Origin of the sequence: Crenobacter luteus, from assembly GCF_004345725.1 — a bacterium.
In the GTDB taxonomy this organism is placed as follows: domain Bacteria; phylum Pseudomonadota; class Gammaproteobacteria; order Burkholderiales; family Chromobacteriaceae; genus Crenobacter; species Crenobacter luteus.
Genome location: NZ_SLXG01000001.1, coordinates 99,855 through 114,866 on the forward strand (window position 1 = coordinate 99,855; position 15,012 = coordinate 114,866).

The window sequence follows — 15,012 nt, forward strand, 5'->3', positions numbered from 1 at the left end:
CCTGAAGCTTATCCGCCCCGCCGGCGAGTTTCTGTAAAGAAGTATGAGGATTTGTTGCGCGCGCCCTCACGCGTAGCGGTTGAGCATGCGCGACAGCCGTGGCAGCAGCGCGGCCGACGTCAGGCCGAGCGGTCCGCCGGCGTCGCGCGCGTAGTCGTCGCCGGCCGTGCCGTGCGCGTGCACGGCCAGCGCGGCCGCGTCGCGCGCGCTCAGCCCCTGCGCGAGCAGCGCGGCGATCGCGCCCGAGAGCACGTCGCCCTGGCCGGCGACCGCCAGCGCCGGCCCGCCCGTGCCGTTGACGAGGAAGGGCGCGCCCGGCGCGACGATCACGCTGCCGGCGCCCTTCAGGACGACGACGGCGCGGTAGCGCTCGGCCAAGGTTTGCGTGGCGGCGACGCGGTCGGCCTGTACGGCGGCGGTGTCGCAGGCCAAGAGCCGCGCCGCCTCGCGCGGGTGCGGCGTCAGCACCGTCGGCAGCACGCGCGCGGCCAGACGTTGGCCGAGGCCGGCGTCGGCGGCGACGAGGTTGAGCGCGTCGGCGTCGAGCAGCAGCGGCTTGTCGACGCCGATCAGCGCGTCGATCAGCGCGCGCGCGGCGCCGCCCAGGCCGAGGCCCGGGCCGAGCGCGAGCACGTCGCACGCCGGCAGCCGTGCCTCGTCGTCGAGCTCGTGGATCATCAGCTCGGGCGCGAACGGATCGACCGGGAGCCGCGCGTCGATCGGGCAGACGTGTACCTTGCCGGCGCCGGCGGCCAGCGCGGCGCGGCCGGCGAGCAGCGCGGCGCCGAGCATGCCGGGGGCGCCGCCGACCACGCAGACGGCGCCGAAGCGGCCCTTGTGGCTGTCGCGCGGTCGCGCGAGCACGCCGGGCCGCGGCGCGACCAGGCCGCCGGCCGGCGCCGGCCACCAGTCGGACGGCACGTCGAGCGCGGCCAGCGTCACGTCGCCGGCCAGATCGACGCCGGCGCCGCTGACGAGGCCGACCTTGGGCGCGAGAAAGGTCAGCGTCGCCGCCGCGCGCACGACGGGGCCGGTTGCGCGGCCCGTCATCGCGTCGAGGCCCGACGGGGTGTCGAGCGCGAGGATCGGCGCGCCGTGCGCGTTCAGCGCGGCGACCACGCCGTCCCACGGTGCGGCCAGCGGGCGCGCGAGGCCGATGCCGAACAGGCCGTCGACGATCCAGTCGCACGCGCCGCGCGGCATGTCCGTCCCGCGCGCGACGCCGACGCCGCGCTCGGCCAGCGCCGCCAGCGCGGCGCGGCCGGTGGGGCCGGCCGGCTGCATCGGCAGCCAGACGGCGACGTCGACGCCGGCGTCGTCGAGCAGGCAGGCCGCCCACAGCGCGTCGCCGCCGTTGTTGCCGGGGCCGGCGGCGACCAGCACGCGGCGCGCGCCTTTCGCGATCAGCCAGTCGGCGCTGGCGCGCGCGGCGCGCGCCATCAGGTCGACGCCGGCGCCGTCGGCGCGCGCTTCGATCGCGCGCAGCGTGGCGAGGGTGTGGAAGGCGTTCATCGCGGCGTCTCCTCGCCCCAGCGCGGCGCGAGCGCGTGCGGGACGGCCAGTTGGTCGAGGATGCGCGCGACGACGAAGTCGACCATGTCGTCGACCGTTTGCGGGTGGGTGTAGAAGCCGGGCGCCGGCGGCAGGATGACCGCGCCGAGCCTGGCGAGCTTGAGCATGTTCTCGAGGTGGATCGCCGACAGCGGCGTCTCGCGCGGCACCAGGATCAGCTTGCGGCCTTCCTTGAGGCTGACGTCGGCGGCGCGCTCGATCAGGTTGTCGGACATGCCGTGCGCGATCGCCGCCAGCGTGCCCATCGAGCAAGGGCAGACCACCATCGCGTCGGCCGGGTTGGAGCCGGAAGCCGGCGGTGCGAACCATTCCTCGCGGCCGAACACGGCCAGCTGCCCGTCGGCCGGGCGGTAGCGCTCGGCCAACCAGTGGGCGAGCTCGGCCGGTCGCGACGGCAGCGTCAGGTCCATTTCCTGCCTGGCGACCACCTGCGCCGCTTGCGAGTACAGCAGCCACACGCGCCGGCCGGCGGCGAGCAGCGTCTCGATCAATCTAAAGCCGTAGGGCAGCCCGGAGGCGCCGGTCAGCGCGACGGTGACGGTTTCAATCGGTCTCATGGTCGGGTTCCAGCAGTTTGGCCGCCAGCACGCCGTTGACGGTGCCGGTGACGAGCGCGGCGAGCGCGAAGGCGGGGACGAAGTAGAGGATGCCGTCCGACGGGATCAGGATCAAGCGCGCCAGCGCCAGCTGGCCGCCGATATGGCAGAAGGCGGCGACCAGGCTGGCCGTCACCGGGCCGAAGCCGCGCGCCGGCAGCCGGTGCGCGGCGGCGAGGCCGGCCAGGCTGGCGAGCCCGCCGGCGAGGCTGAGCAGGAAGCCGGGCGTCATCAGGCTGCCGAACAAGAGGCCGGCGCCGACGATGCGCAAGCCGCTGACCCAGACCGCCGCGCCGAGGCCGTAGCGGTACAGCGCGATCAGCGTGACGATGTTGGCCAGCCCCGGCTTGACGCCGGGCAAGGGAGAGGGCAGGCCGGCGTCGACCAGGGCCAGCACCAGCGCGACGGCGGCCAGCCGCGCGACGCGGTGGTCGCTATCGTCGGGCGCCAGGCGCCGGGTGTCAGAACTGCAGGCTGTCATACGCGCGTTCGCCACCGGACAATTCGATGCTGGTCGCGTTGGGCAGGCAGATCGCGACCTGGCCGGCGCGATCGAGCCAGCCCTGCCTGACGCAGTACTGGCGCGGGCTCGGGTCGCGGCGGATACGCGCGCGGCCGGCGGCGATCTCGACCTCGGTGACGCCGAGCGGGCCGGGCACCGCGACGACGCGGTCGTGCAGCAGGCTGGCCTCGGCGAACAGCCGGCCGTGCTGCTTGATCCGCACGGTGCGCGCGTGGCCGTCGCCCCACAGCGAGACGGCGAGGAGGGCGGTGGCCGCCGCCAGGAGCGCCAGCGTCAGCCAGTCGCCCGGGCGCAGCAGCGCCCTCATCGCGCCTCGGGCAGCTCGCGGTGGCGCACCAGCACCTGCTCGTCGGCGAAGGCGCGCGCCAGCGTCTCGACGACGAATACCGAGCGGTGCTGACCGCCGGTACAGCCGACGGCGACGGTCAGGTAGCTGCGGTTTTCCTGGCGGTAGGCCGGCAGCCACTTGTCGAGAAAGCGGCGGATGTCGTTGACCATCTCGGCGACCGACGACTCCTGCAGCAGGAAGTCGACGATGGGCTGGTCGAGCCCGGTCAGCGGCCGCAGGCGCGGGTCGTAGAAGGGGTTGGGCAGGCAGCGCACGTCGAACACCAGGTCGGCGTCGAGCGGCACGCCGTGCTTGAAGCCGAACGATTCGAACACCAGCGTCAGCCGGCCGGCTTCGGCGCCGACCAGCGCCTTGATCCAGGTCCTGAGACGGTTGGCCGACAGCTCGCTGGTGTCGATCGGGTAGCCGAGCGCCTTGACCTCGGCCAACATGGCCTCTTCCTGTCGGATGCACTCCTCGACGGTGAGGCCGGGGCCGGACAGCGGGTGGCGGCGGCGCGTTTCCGAGAAGCGCCTGACCAGCGTGTCGGACTTGGCTTCGAGGTACAGCAGGCGCACGTCGACGCCTTCGGCGGCCAGCGCCGCCATCGCGCCAGGCAGGGCGGCGAGCGTCGGCCCGCCGCGGGTGTCGACGCTGATCGCGACCCTTTCGTGGCCCTGCTCGCGGTAGAGCGCGATCAGGCTCGCCAGCAGCGTGGCCGGCAGGTTGTCGACCGAGGCGTAGCCGGCGTCTTCGAGCGCCTTGAGCGCGACCGACTTGCCCGAGCCGGACAGGCCGCTAATCAGGATCAGCTGCATGTTCCTGATCCCTGAGGAAGTTGGTGTGCCGTTCGATGAACTCGCGCGTGCTGTCGATGCCGCGCAATTGCAGGATGTAGTTGCGCACCGCCGCCTCGACCAGCACCGCGAGGTTGCGGCCGGCCGCCACGGGCAGGATCACCTTGCGCACCTTGACGCCGAGGATCTCCTGCGTTTCGGACTGGATGTTCAGGCGGTCGAGCGCCTGCATCGCCTGGTCGTTGGCCTTGACCAGGTGGATGATCAGTTTCAGCACCTTTTTCGGCCGCACGGCGGTTTCGCCGAAGATGGTGCGGATGTTCAGGATGCCGAGGCCGCGCACCTCGAGGAAGTCGCGCAGCAGCGGCGGGCAACGGCCTTCGAGCGTCTCCGGGCCGATGCGGTACAGCTCGACCGCGTCGTCGGCGACCAGGCCGTGGCCGCGCGAGATCAGCTCCAGCGCCAGCTCGCTCTTGCCCATCGCCGAGTCGCCCATGATCAGCACGCCGATCTCGAGCACGTCGAGGAACACGCCGTGCAGCACCGTCGACACCGCCAGCGCGCGCGCCAGATAGATGCGCAGCACGTCCATCAGGTACGGGCTCTCGAGCCGCGAGCTCATCAAGGGGACGTTGTGCGTATGGCAGTAGTCGCGCAGCAGCTTGGGCACCGTCTGGTTGTTCGCGACGATGACGACCGCCATCGGCTTGTGGAACAACTGGTCGAGCGCGGTGCGCGCGGCGGCGTTCTCCAGCTTCTCCAGGTACTCGACCTCGGCCACGCCGAGCACCTGGACGGCGTTCGGGTGGATGAAGTTGAGGTGACCGACGAGGGCGAGGGTCGGACGCTGATCGTCGTTGCGGATCATCGTGTCCGAACCGCCGGTGCCGGCGACCCAGTTCAGGAACAGCTTCTGGTGGTTGTCCTGGTAGAGCTGGCGAACGGATACGCTAGGCATGGCCGGACCATTGGGTGAGCAGGCTGAACAGGGCGTCGCGGTCCGGCGCGGCGAGCAGCGCTTCGCGCAGGCTGCGGCTGGAGAACAGTTGCGCCAGTTCGGACAGCACCTGCAGGTGCAAGTCGGTCGCCTCCGCGGGGACGAGAAGCACGAACAGGCTCTGCACAGGCTTGCCGTCGGGGGCGTCGAAGGGAATCGGGCTCTTGAGGCGGATGAAGACGCCGACCGCCTCCTTCAGGCCCTTGGCGCGGCCGTGCGGAATCGCCACACCCTGGCCGAGTCCGGTCGAACCGAGCTTTTCCCGGGCGAACAGGCAGTCGAACACTTCGCTTCTGGCGATGCCGTGGGTATTCTCGACGAGCAGCCCCACTTGTTCGAACACGCGTTTCTTGCTGCCGACGTCCAGGTCGATCAGGACATGGTCGGGCGCGAGGATTTTGCCGATCAGGCTCATACTATGCGTTGGCTACAGAAAAAACCCGGCCATTCTACGCCCAAGCGCCGGTCAGGCAAATGACCGGCGGCGCGTGACGGCCGCGGCGAGGACAAAAAAGCCGCAACGGGGGGCCGCGGCATGCCGCGTGCTGGGGCCTTCCTGCGGAACGGGGGGCAACCGCCAAGGCGGGCGCGCCATGAAAAACGGGAACCCGAAGGTTCCCGTTTCGACCGTCGCCGCGATCAGGCGTTCGCCTGCTCGACGGGGGCTTCCTCGGTCGAGGCCGGCACCGGCGCGCGGCGTTCGTTCAGCTTTTCCTTGTGCTTGAGGACCTGGCGGTCGAGTTTGTCGATCAGCGCGTCGACGGCGGCGTACATGTCGCCGTCGGTCGCCTCCACGTGGATATCCTTGCCGGAGAGGTGAACGTTCACCTCCGCCTTCTGCACCAGTTTGTCGACGGAGAGGGTTACGGCGACGTCGATCACGTTGTCGACGTGGCGAGTCACGCGTTCGAGCTTGCTTTCGATGTATTCGCGCAGCGGCGGAGTAACTTCGAGATGAAGACCGGTGATTTTGAGGTTCATACCCTAACTCCTTCAGGTGACAACGCCTGGGCGTGGAGCGCCCGGCGATTTCTGCTCGGCGACCCCGTCGCCGTGGCGACGGAATCCCTCTTGAGGAACAGGTGGGGTGGCGGCTGCGTTTTTAAAGTGCCTTGCGCAGGGCGACCGCGGGGATCTGCAACGCTTCGCGGTATTTCGCCACGGTGCGCCGCGCGACCTGGATGCCCTGGCGGTTGAGGAGCTCGACCAGCTTGCTGTCGGAGAGCGGCGCCTGGCGGTCTTCGGCGTCGATCAACTGCTTGATCAAGGCCTTGATCGCTGTCGCGGAACACTCGCCGCCGCTGTCGGTTTCCAGCGCGCTGCCGAAGAAGTATTTGAGTTCGAAGAGCCCGCGCGCGCAGAGAAGGTACTTCTGCGTGGTCACCCGGGAGATGGTCGATTCGTGCAGGCCCAGTTCTTCGGCGATGTCGCGCAGTATCAACGGACGCATCGCCACTTCACCCTGTTCAAAGAACGCTTGCTGCCTGTTGGCAATAGATTCCGACACTTTCAGGATGGTGTCAAACCGTTGCTGGATGTTTTTGACGAACCACTTGGCCTCCTGCAGGCGCGGCGCCAGTTCGCCGCTTTCGCCGCGCGACTCGGACACCAGCCGGGCGTAGTCGGGGTTGACACGCAGGCGCGGCACGGCGGCCGGGTTGAGCTCGGCGCGCCAGCGCCCCTTGCGTTTGACCACCAGCACGTCGGGCACGATGTAGTGGGTTTCGTCGCCGCCGAAGTCGGCGGCCGGATGCGGCGTCAGGCTGGCGATCAGCTGTTGCGCGAGCCGGAGCTCGTCGTCGCCGACGCCGAGCAGCTTCTTGAGTTTGCCGTACTCGCGTTGGCCGAGCAGCGGCAGGTGCGCCTGTACGATGGCGCGCGCGGTCGCCAGGCCCGGCGTGACGGCGGGCAGGCGCGCCAGTTGCAACAGCAGGCAGCCGGGCAGGTCGAGCGCGCCGACGCCGGCCGGGTCGAAGCCCTGCAGCAGCGCCAGGCCGTCCTCGAGCTCCTCGAGCGTCAGCCCGAGTTCGGCCGGCAGCTCGGCGAGGATGGCGTCGAGCGGCTGCGGCAGGAAACCCTGCTCGTCGAGCTCCTCGATCAAGAGGCTGACGACGCCGTGTTCGCGCGTCGACATCGCGATCTCGCCGAGCTGGGCGAGCAGATGCTCGCGCAGCGACACCGGGCAGGGCACGTTGGCCAGCGGGTCGAAGTCGTCGTCGCCGCGCGCCGCGCCACGCCCCCAGTCGGTCAACTCGCCCGGCAGGTTGTCCGGGCTGTCGGGGCCGTCGCTTCCCGGTGCCTCGGCGGCGGCTTCGGTCGCGGGGGCGTCGCCGCCCGCGTCGCCGGCGCCGTCGTCCATCCGCTCGATCAGCGGGTTGTCGAGCAGCATGCGGTCGACCTCGGACTGCAGGTCGAGCGTCGAGAGCTGCAGCAGCTTGATCGACTGCTGCAACTGCGGCGTGAGGGTGAGCTGTTGCGCGATCTTGAGCTGGAGACTCTGCTTCATGGCGTGGCCGTCTTCAGAGGTGGAAGTGCTCGCCGAGGTAGACCTCGCGGACCTTCTCGTCGTTGACGAGCGCGTCCGGCTCGCCCGACGCGAGCACGGTCCCTTCACTAATGATATAAGCGCGATCGCAGATGCGTAGCGTCTCGCGCACGTTGTGGTCGGTGATCAGCACGCCGATGCCGCGTTCCCTGAGGAAGGCGATGATCTTCTGGATGTCGATCACCGCGATCGGGTCGACGCCGGCGAACGGTTCGTCGAGCAGGATGAAGCGCGGCCGCGTCGCCAGCACGCGCGCGATCTCGACGCGGCGGCGTTCGCCGCCCGACAGCGCCAGCGCGTTGGTGTCGCGCAGGTGGGCGATGTGCAGGTCGTCGAGCAGCAGCTCGAGCTCGTGCGCGAGCTTGTCGCCCTTCAGGCCGCCGATCTCGAGCACCGCGCGGATGTTTTCCTCGACCGTCATCTTGCGGAAGATCGACGCCTCCTGCGGCAGGTAGCCCAGCCCCATGCGCGCGCGCTGGTGGATCGGCAGCCGGGTGATCGCGGTGCCGTCCAGTTCGATTCCGCCGCCGTCGGCGGCGACGAGGCCGACGATCATGTAGAAGCTGGTGGTCTTGCCGGCCCCGTTGGGGCCCAACAGGCCGACCACCTCGCCGCTGGCGATGTCGAGCGACACGTCGCGCACCACGGTGCGCTTCTTGAAGCGCTTTTGCAGGTGGCGGACGGAAAGCTGGCTGTGCGTCATTTCTGGCCTTCGTCCCTGGGTTGCAGGATCACGGTGACACGGCCCTTGCTCTGGCCCGGCGCGGTCGCGGCGCCACCGCTGACCTGGTAGACCTCGGTCTCGGTGTTGTAGGTGATCACGCTGCCGCTGACGACGTCGGCGCCGCGTCTGACGCGCGCGTTGCCGGTCAGCACCACCTGATTGCTGGCGCTGGTGTAGTCGACGCGCGAGGCCTGGCCCTCGATGTATTCGGGCCGGCCCTCGAGCTTCTGGCGGAAGGTGGCGGGGCGGCCGACGCCCTGCAGCGTCTGGCGGCCCTGCGCGTCGCGGGTGACGGTGACCTGGTCGGCGGTGGCCCTGAGCGTGCCCTGCACGACGATCACGTTGCCCTGCCAGACGGTGACGCCCTTGAGCTGGTCGAGCGTGCCCGAGTCGGCGGTGATCTCGATCGGTTTCTTGCGGTCTGCCTGTTCCGCGGCGGCCGGTCCGGCGACGAGGGCGAGCAGCGCCGCCGCGACGATGAGCTTACTGTACATACTTCGCCCTCACCTGGGAGAGGAGTTTCAGGACGCCGTTGTCTTGCTGGTATTCGAAGCCGACGGCGTTGGCGACCGAGTCGCCGTAGCGGATCTGCACCGGGGTCTTGGCGCGCGCTATCCGGGCCCGCGTGTCGACGGTGATCTGCGAGCCGTATACATGCGTGTCCTGCTGTCCGGCCGCGCCCGGCTTGAAGAAGTGGGCCTGTTTTTCCAGCAGCGCGATGCCGTCCCGGCGGTTGTAGCGCGCCTCGCCGGCGGTGGCCCGGTAGGCGAGGGCGCCGCCCTGGTAGCTGTCGAGCCGCGCGTCGCGCAGGTGCAGGTCCGGCTGCTTGGGAAACTGCCAGCCCTGGCGGGCGGTGAGCCTCTCCTGCAGCCGGCCTTCGGCGTCGAAACGGCTGGCGCTGAAGCCGTCGACGACGTACTCCGGCCGGTTCGGGTCGAGCGCCTTGCCGGTCGGGTTCCAGCGCGACACATGGTCGAGCCAGAAGGCCAGCAGCGCCATCAGGCCGACCAGCGCGACCGGGAACAGGCGGTGCGCGCGTATCATTCGAGGTAGCGCGCCATCAGCGCGTCGAAGGTGCCTTGCGCCTGCATGATGCGCTCGGTCAGCTCGCGGACCGCGCCGGCGCCGCCGGACGCGCCGGTGACGTAGTGCGCGTGCTGGCGCACCAGGCTCGGCGCCTCGGGCACGGCGACGGCCAGGCCGACGCGCGTCATCACCGGCAGGTCGACCACGTCGTCGCCGATGTAGGCGCATTCGTCGGCCGTCAGGCCGGTGGTGGCCAACAGCTCGGCCAACGTCGCGCGCTTGTCGTGGATGCCTGCGTAGTAGTAGTCGATGCCCAGGCCGCGGGCGCGGTGGGCGACGCCCGGCGCGTCTCGGCCGGTGATGATGGCGAGCTTCACGCCGGTCGACTGCAGCATCTTGAGCCCGTGGCCGTCGAGCGTGTTGAAGGCCTTGAGCTCCTCGCCGCTGGCGCTGATGAAGATGCTGCCGTCGGTCAAGACGCCGTCGACGTCCATGATCAGCAGCTTCACGCGGCGCGCCAGTTCCTGAAAACTTTTCATTCGCGGTTCCTTAAACGACCCCGGCCTTGAGCAGGTCGTGCATATTGAGCGCGCCGACCAGCCGGCCGGCGGCGTCGACGACCAGGAGGCCGTTGACCTTGTGTTCTTCCATCAGCTTGGCCGCCTCGCTGGCCAGCCGCGCCTCGCCGACGGTGCGCGGCGCGCGGTGCATCACCGCGTCGACGGTGAGGCCGGCGAGGTCGAGCGTCGCGTCGAGCGTGCGCCGCAGGTCGCCGTCGGTGAAGATGCCGGCGAGCGCGCCGGTCTCGTCGAGCACCGCGGTCATGCCGAGGCCTTTCTTGGTCATCTCGAGCAGCGCGTCCTTGAGCGAGGTGCCGCTTCGGACCACCGGCAGCGCGTCGCCGGCGTGCATCACGTCGCGCACGTGCACCAAGAGGCGCCGGCCGAGGCTGCCGCCCGGGTGCGACAGCGCGAAGTCCTCGGGCGCGAAGCCGCGTTCGGACAAGAGCGTCACCGCCAGCGCGTCGCCCAGCGCGAGCGCCGCGGTGGTGCTCGCGGTCGGCGCCAGCCCGAGCGGGCAGGCTTCCTGCTCGACCTGCGCGTTCAGGTGCAGGTCGGCCTCGCGCGCCAGCGTCGATTCGGGGCGGCCGGTCAGGCTGATCAGCGTCAGGCCCTTGCGCTTGAGCGCCGGCAGCAGCGTCAGCACTTCGTCGCTCTCGCCCGAGTTGGACAGCATCAGCACCACGTCGTCGGCGGTGATCATGCCGAGGTCGCCGTGGGCGGCCTCGGCCGGGTGGACGAAGAAGGCCGGCGTGCCGGTCGAGGCGAGGGTGGCGGCGATCTTGCGGCCGATGTGGCCCGATTTGCCTATGCCGATCACCACCACGCGGCCGCGGCAGGCGAGGATGGCGTCGACCGCCCGGGAGAACTGTTCGTCGAGCCGCGCGGCCAGGTGCGAAATCGCTTCGGCTTCGATGGCGAGGACCTGGCGCGCCGCTTCGAGGCGCTGTCGATTCACGGTGGTATCCATGGGGCGAGAGTATATCAAGGTTATAATCCGGTGACTTGCGGCCTGGTGCGGCTTTTGCTTAACAGAGTTTGTTCAAGCGGCCGGCCGCACGGTCGATGTCCCTCATTCCGGAAAGCGAGCGTTCATGCATTCACTGGCCCCTATCGTGGTCGTGCTCTTGGCGTCGGTGCTGTCGGTCACCCTGTGCCGCAGCCTGAAGGTGCCGCCCATGCTGGGCTATCTGGTGGTCGGCTTCCTCGCCGGCCCCGGCGTCGCCAGCCTGATCCCCGATAGCGAGGAGACGCGCTTCCTCGGCGAGATCGGCATCGTGTTTATGATGTTTACTATCGGCCTCGAGTTCTCGCTACCCAAGTTGCAGGCGATGAAGCGGCTGGTGTTCGGCGTCGGGCTCGCGCAGGTGGTCGCGACCATGCTGCTGATCGTCGGCGTGGCCGGCGCGCTGACCGGCAGCGCGATGGCCGGCGTCGCGATCGGCGGCGCGCTGGCGATGTCGTCGACGGCGATCGTCAGCAAGCTGTTGGCCGAGCGGCTCGAGCTGGCGCAGCCGCACGGCCAGCTGGCGATCGGCGTGCTGTTGTTCCAGGACCTGGCCGTCGTGCCGCTGTTGATCCTGCTGCCGGCGCTGGCCGCCGGCGGCGACGGGCTGTGGATGGAGCTGGGGCTGGCCGGCGTGAAGGTGGTGGCGGTGATGGCGCTGCTGCTGTTCTTCGGCCAGAAGCTGATGCGGCCGTGGTTCCACCTCGTCGCGCGCCAGCGCTCGGGCGAGCTGTTCATGATCAACGTGCTGCTGGTCACGCTCGGCGTCGCCTACCTGACCGAGCTGTCGGGGCTGAGCCTCGCGCTCGGCGCCTTCGTCGCCGGCATGCTGATCGCCGAGACCGAGTACCGCTACCAGGTCGAGGACGACATCCGGCCGTTCCGCGACATCCTGCTCGGCTTTTTCTTTATCACCATCGGCATGCGGCTCGAGCTGGCGGTGTTCGTCGAGCGCTGGAAGGAAGTGCTGCTGTTGCTGTTGCTGTTGGTGCCGGTCAAGCTCGGCGTGGTGTTCGGCCTGGCGCGCGCCTTCGGCCACCGCGCCAACGAGAGCTTCCGCGGCGCGCTGGCGCTGGCGCAGGGCGGCGAGTTCGGCTTTGTGCTGTTGGCGCTGTCGGCCAACCTTGGGCTGGTGCCGGCCGGGCTGATGCAGGCGGCGATCGCCGCGGTGCTGCTGTCGATGCTGATCGCGCCCTTCCTGATCCAGCACGGCGACGCGATCACCCGCCGCCTCATCAAGCAGGATTGGGCACTGCAGGCGGCCAGCCTGCACCAGATCCTGGTGCAGTCGATGAGCAAGAGCGAGCATGTGATCATCTGCGGCTACGGCCGCAGCGGCCAGGCGCTGGCGCGCCTCCTGGAGGCCGAGAACATCCCGTTCTTCGCGCTCGACATGGACCCGGAGCGCATCCGCGAGGCGGGCGAGGCCGGCGAGGCGGTGGTGTTCGGCGACGCCGGCAAGAAGGAGGTGCTGATGGCCGCCGGCCTGATGCGCGCCAAGTCGCTGGTGATCACCTTCTCCGACACGCACGCGGCGCTGCGGATCATGGACGCGGTGCACGCGCAGCGCCCGGGCCTGCCGGTGATCGTGCGCACCGTCGACGATTCGGACATCGAGGTGCTGCGCCGCGCCGGCGCCGACGAGGTGGTCGCCGAGATCATGGAAGGCAGCCTGATGCTCGCCTCGCACGCGCTGATGGTGATGGGCGTGCCGCTGAACCGCGTCCTGAAGCGCATCCGCGCGGTGCGCGAGGAGCGCTACGCGCTGTTCCGCGGCTTCTTCCGCGGCGTCAGCGACGACACCGACGGCCTCGACGAATTCCTGCAGCCGCGCCTCTACAGCGTGGTGCTGCCGCAAGGCGCGGCGGCGGTCGGCCAGTGCCTCGGCCAGTTGCGGCTCGACAAGGCGGGGGTCGAACTCAAGGCGGTGCGCCGCAACAACCTGCGCCGCACCGACTTCTCCGACGACTTCGAGCTGCTGCCCGACGACGTGCTGATCCTGTTCGGCGAGCCCGAGGCGCTCGCCAGCGCCGAGAACCTGCTGCTGCAGGGCTGAAGCGGCGCCCGTCGCCGGTCACCGCAACGACGGGCAAGACAAAAGGCTCGGCCAACCTCCGCAAAGGTTGGCCGAGCCTTTTGCCGTCCGGCGCCCTCAGGGCAGGATGGTGCTGATCTGCCGGGTCAGCTCCTGCTTGAGCGCCTGCTGCTTCTCGCCCTGCGTCTTCTTGCCCTTGACCATCGCGTTGAAGTCGAGCGCGTACACCGGCGCGCTCATCGGCCCGGTGATCTTCAACGGCACGCTGACGTCCTTCAGGCGTGCGAACTCGCGCGGGTTGGCCGAGACGTCGAGCGAGTAGTCGACGATGCTCTTGACCAGGTCGAGCTTGCCGCCGCCCGAGACGTTGACCAGCTGCGAGGCGAGCTTGAGGTCCTGGTTGCGCGCGACGCCGTTCTCGAGCGCGAAGCGCGCCGACAGCGTCGAGAAGGTGGTGCGCTGGTCGGTGACCGCGTTTACCGGCGTGTTGCCGAGGTCTTTCAGTTCCTGCGGCAGGTTCTTCAGCGCGGCGACCAGGTCGATGCCGGTCAGCGCGCCCCGGTTGAGGCTCATCCGGACGTCGCCGGACAGTGTGTCCTTGAAGGCGGCGAAGTTGCTGCCCTGCGCGCGCACGCGCACGTGGCCGTCGCCGTGGCCGTCCAGGCGCGGGAAGTTGAACAGGTCGATCAGCAAGGGGCGGATGCTCATGCCCTGGAGCGTCTGGTCGACGTCGAGCCTGTGCGGGTTGCCGCGCACCAGGCGGGCCGAGCCGGTCAGTTGGCCCTCGTAGATGTTGGCCGAGAGCTCGCTGACCGCCAGCTCCTGCGGCGTCGCGTCGATCTTGGCCGACACGCCGTTGACCCTGAAGCGGCCGACCGCGAGCTCGCCGACCGACAATTGCCCCGACACGTTCAGAAAGTCCAGCCAGTCCAGCGACAGCGGTCGGGTGTCCTGGAACACCGCGACCGGGCGCGCGCTGTTTTCGGGTAGGTAGCGGTTCAGATCGAGCTTGCCGACCGACAGCATCAGCTCGTGGCGCGGCTTGACGAAGCCGAACTGGCGCACGTCGGCGGCGAGGTCGGAACCGTCGAGCGAGCCTGCGACGCGCAGGTTCAGCGCCGAGGCGGCGAGGCTGCCTTCGAGATGGCCCGCGAGCCGGGCGACCAGCTTGCCGCGCGGCAGCAGCGGCGTCGTGGCGGTCGCGGTCAGCGCCAGCGGTTCGACCTTCAGCGCGTCGAGGTTGGTGATGTCGAGCGGGCCGTCGACCGACAGCGCGAGCCGGTGAGGGCCGGCCAGCCAGGTCAGCGCGCCCGCGATGCGCTGCGCGGCCAGCCGCGCCTCGGTCAGCGCGATCTCGTCGAGGCGGCCGGCGAAGCGGTATTCGCTGCGGTCCTGACGCATGAAGCCCTTGAGGTCGGCGCGCGGCAGCTCGACGCTGGCGAGGCTGGCGCTGACGGTCGGCATGTCGATGACGAGCTCGGCCGCCGGCGCCTGGGTGGCGAAGGTGGCACGCAGCGCCTCGCCGCTGGCCTGCAGCGTCGCGAAGTTGAGCTTGAGCCGCCCGGTCAGCGTGATCTGCGTCTCGCCCTGCTCGGGCAGCTTCGCCTTGGCCGACAGTTGCAGCGCGTTGACGCTGACCTGGTCATCCTGGATCCGCAGCGGCGCGGCGAGCGCGAGCCCGACGCGCTGACGGCCGGTGTCGAGCACCGCCCTGGCGGATAGCCTCGCGTCGTCGCGCAGTTCGTCGGCCTCCATCTCGAGCGCGTCGAGCCGCCAGCGGCGGCCGGAGAGCGCGTCGCTGAAGCGCACGTTGGCCCGGCCCAGCGCGAGGCTGTCGAGCCGGACGCTGACGTCGCTGTTGGCGCGGCGGCGCAGCAGGTCGGCAATCGACAGGCGGCCGTTGGCGTCGCGCGCCAGGTCGAGCTCGACGCCGTCGAGCGCCAGCGCGGTGACTTCCTTGTCGCCCAGAAGCAGCGGCAGCCAGGCGAAGCCGATCCGCGCCTCGGCGACGGCCAGAGCCGGCGTGCGGCCGTCCGGCGCGCTGAGCGAGAGTTTTTCCAGGGTCAGTCCGGGGCGCGGAAACAGTTGCGGCGTGATGTCGCCGGCGACGCTCACGCGGCGGCCGGTGTCGGCGAGGCTGGATTGGAGCGCGTCGCGTACCGCGCGCTCGTCGAATTGCCACAGCAGCACGGCCTGGGTCAGCAGGAAGAGGGCGACCAGTCCGCCGATGCCGTAGACGAGGAGATGGAGCCAGAGTCGGCCGGAGTTCCACTTCATGACGTCGGGTCTCGCGTGGGTTGAGG

Annotated in this window: 16 protein-coding genes; 1 reads left to right on the top strand and 15 read right to left on the bottom strand. The window is 70.0% G+C overall.

The features are described from left to right. Positions 1-66 precede the first annotated feature (66 nt). From EV683_RS00490 to EV683_RS00555, 14 genes are all read right to left on the bottom strand, one after another. The gene (locus EV683_RS00490) at positions 67-1,512 is read right to left on the bottom strand and encodes an NAD(P)H-hydrate dehydratase (RefSeq protein ID WP_131861283.1); all 1,446 of its coding nucleotides are present in this window, start codon (positions 1,510-1,512) and stop codon (positions 67-69) included. After that, the gene (locus EV683_RS00495; RefSeq protein WP_131861285.1) at positions 1,509-2,129 is read right to left on the bottom strand and encodes a flavin prenyltransferase UbiX; all 621 of its coding nucleotides are present in this window, start codon (positions 2,127-2,129) and stop codon (positions 1,509-1,511) included. The genes EV683_RS00490 and EV683_RS00495 overlap by 4 nt, the downstream gene beginning before the upstream one ends. Beyond that, on the bottom strand, positions 2,116-2,649 hold the full coding sequence (locus tag EV683_RS00500) for a Gx transporter family protein (protein WP_131861287.1): 534 nt from the start codon (positions 2,647-2,649) through the stop codon (positions 2,116-2,118). The genes EV683_RS00495 and EV683_RS00500 overlap by 14 nt, the downstream gene beginning before the upstream one ends. Then, positions 2,630-2,998: a NusG domain II-containing protein gene (locus EV683_RS00505; protein ID WP_066612471.1), complete on the bottom strand. Its 369-nt coding sequence runs from the start codon at positions 2,996-2,998 to the stop codon at positions 2,630-2,632. Before EV683_RS00505 ends, EV683_RS00500 begins: the two co-directional genes overlap by 20 nt. Further along, complete coding sequence (gene rapZ / locus EV683_RS00510; protein ID WP_131861289.1) at positions 2,995-3,837, bottom strand: RNase adapter RapZ; 843 nt, start codon at positions 3,835-3,837, stop codon at positions 2,995-2,997. Before rapZ ends, EV683_RS00505 begins: the two co-directional genes overlap by 4 nt. Then, on the bottom strand, positions 3,818-4,774 hold the full coding sequence (gene hprK, locus EV683_RS00515; RefSeq protein WP_066612478.1) for an HPr(Ser) kinase/phosphatase: 957 nt from the start codon (positions 4,772-4,774) through the stop codon (positions 3,818-3,820). The genes rapZ and hprK overlap by 20 nt, the downstream gene beginning before the upstream one ends. Further along, complete coding sequence (gene ptsN, locus EV683_RS00520) at positions 4,767-5,228, bottom strand: PTS IIA-like nitrogen regulatory protein PtsN (protein ID WP_066612479.1); 462 nt, start codon at positions 5,226-5,228, stop codon at positions 4,767-4,769. The genes hprK and ptsN overlap by 8 nt, the downstream gene beginning before the upstream one ends. Positions 5,229-5,452: 224 nt before the next feature. Beyond that, positions 5,453-5,794 carry a ribosome hibernation-promoting factor, HPF/YfiA family gene (hpf, locus tag EV683_RS00525; protein ID WP_066612480.1) on the bottom strand — a complete coding sequence of 114 codons (342 nt, stop codon included), beginning with the start codon at positions 5,792-5,794 and terminating at the stop codon, positions 5,453-5,455. Between the two features lie 121 nt (positions 5,795-5,915). Then, the gene (locus EV683_RS00530) at positions 5,916-7,319 is read right to left on the bottom strand and encodes an RNA polymerase factor sigma-54 (protein ID WP_131861291.1); all 1,404 of its coding nucleotides are present in this window, start codon (positions 7,317-7,319) and stop codon (positions 5,916-5,918) included. A 13-nt stretch (positions 7,320-7,332) separates the two neighbouring features. Further along, positions 7,333-8,061, bottom strand: coding sequence for an LPS export ABC transporter ATP-binding protein (gene lptB / locus EV683_RS00535; RefSeq protein WP_066612485.1), 729 nt, complete (start codon positions 8,059-8,061; stop codon positions 7,333-7,335). Beyond that, the gene (lptA, locus tag EV683_RS00540) at positions 8,058-8,576 is read right to left on the bottom strand and encodes a lipopolysaccharide transport periplasmic protein LptA (RefSeq protein WP_131861292.1); all 519 of its coding nucleotides are present in this window, start codon (positions 8,574-8,576) and stop codon (positions 8,058-8,060) included. Before lptA ends, lptB begins: the two co-directional genes overlap by 4 nt. Continuing rightward, entirely contained in the window at positions 8,566-9,126 is a 561-nt protein-coding gene (gene lptC, locus EV683_RS00545) for an LPS export ABC transporter periplasmic protein LptC (RefSeq protein WP_131861293.1), read from the bottom strand. Before lptC ends, lptA begins: the two co-directional genes overlap by 11 nt. Beyond that, complete coding sequence (locus EV683_RS00550; protein ID WP_131861295.1) at positions 9,123-9,647, bottom strand: KdsC family phosphatase; 525 nt, start codon at positions 9,645-9,647, stop codon at positions 9,123-9,125. Before EV683_RS00550 ends, lptC begins: the two co-directional genes overlap by 4 nt. A 10-nt stretch (positions 9,648-9,657) precedes the next feature. After that, positions 9,658-10,638, bottom strand: coding sequence for a KpsF/GutQ family sugar-phosphate isomerase (locus tag EV683_RS00555; protein WP_131861297.1), 981 nt, complete (start codon positions 10,636-10,638; stop codon positions 9,658-9,660). Between the two features lie 124 nt (positions 10,639-10,762). Between EV683_RS00555 and EV683_RS00560 the strand changes: the two genes are divergently transcribed. Continuing rightward, positions 10,763-12,730 (top strand): monovalent cation:proton antiporter family protein, encoded by a 1,968-nt coding sequence (locus EV683_RS00560; protein WP_066612494.1) that lies wholly within the window; start codon positions 10,763-10,765, stop codon positions 12,728-12,730. A gap of 96 nt (positions 12,731-12,826) precedes the next feature. Here EV683_RS00560 and EV683_RS00565 read toward each other — a convergent pair whose 3' ends face one another. Further along, positions 12,827-14,986, bottom strand: a complete 2,160-nt coding sequence (locus EV683_RS00565; RefSeq protein WP_131861299.1) for an AsmA family protein — start codon at positions 14,984-14,986, stop codon at positions 12,827-12,829. Positions 14,987-15,012 lie beyond the last annotated feature (26 nt).

Bases quoted from the DNA above. Each gene is read 5' to 3' on its own strand.
- EV683_RS00490 (WP_131861283.1), bottom strand. From the start codon at position 1,512: ATGAACGCCTTCCACACCCTCGCCACGCTGCGCGCGATCGAAGCGCGC.
- EV683_RS00495 (WP_131861285.1), bottom strand. From the start codon at position 2,129: ATGAGACCGATTGAAACCGTCACCGTCGCGCTGACCGGCGCCTCCGGG.
- EV683_RS00500 (WP_131861287.1), bottom strand. From the start codon at position 2,649: ATGACAGCCTGCAGTTCTGACACCCGGCGCCTGGCGCCCGACGATAGC.
- EV683_RS00505 (WP_066612471.1), bottom strand. From the start codon at position 2,998: ATGAGGGCGCTGCTGCGCCCGGGCGACTGGCTGACGCTGGCGCTCCTG.
- rapZ (WP_131861289.1), bottom strand. From the start codon at position 3,837: ATGCAGCTGATCCTGATTAGCGGCCTGTCCGGCTCGGGCAAGTCGGTC.
- hprK (WP_066612478.1), bottom strand. From the start codon at position 4,774: ATGCCTAGCGTATCCGTTCGCCAGCTCTACCAGGACAACCACCAGAAG.
- ptsN (WP_066612479.1), bottom strand. From the start codon at position 5,228: ATGAGCCTGATCGGCAAAATCCTCGCGCCCGACCATGTCCTGATCGAC.
- hpf (WP_066612480.1), bottom strand. From the start codon at position 5,794: ATGAACCTCAAAATCACCGGTCTTCATCTCGAAGTTACTCCGCCGCTG.
- EV683_RS00530 (WP_131861291.1), bottom strand. From the start codon at position 7,319: ATGAAGCAGAGTCTCCAGCTCAAGATCGCGCAACAGCTCACCCTCACG.
- lptB (WP_066612485.1), bottom strand. From the start codon at position 8,061: ATGACGCACAGCCAGCTTTCCGTCCGCCACCTGCAAAAGCGCTTCAAG.
- lptA (WP_131861292.1), bottom strand. From the start codon at position 8,576: ATGTACAGTAAGCTCATCGTCGCGGCGGCGCTGCTCGCCCTCGTCGCC.
- lptC (WP_131861293.1), bottom strand. From the start codon at position 9,126: ATGATACGCGCGCACCGCCTGTTCCCGGTCGCGCTGGTCGGCCTGATG.
- EV683_RS00550 (WP_131861295.1), bottom strand. From the start codon at position 9,647: ATGAAAAGTTTTCAGGAACTGGCGCGCCGCGTGAAGCTGCTGATCATG.
- EV683_RS00555 (WP_131861297.1), bottom strand. From the start codon at position 10,638: ATGGATACCACCGTGAATCGACAGCGCCTCGAAGCGGCGCGCCAGGTC.
- EV683_RS00560 (WP_066612494.1), top strand. From the start codon at position 10,763: ATGCATTCACTGGCCCCTATCGTGGTCGTGCTCTTGGCGTCGGTGCTG.
- EV683_RS00565 (WP_131861299.1), bottom strand. From the start codon at position 14,986: ATGAAGTGGAACTCCGGCCGACTCTGGCTCCATCTCCTCGTCTACGGC.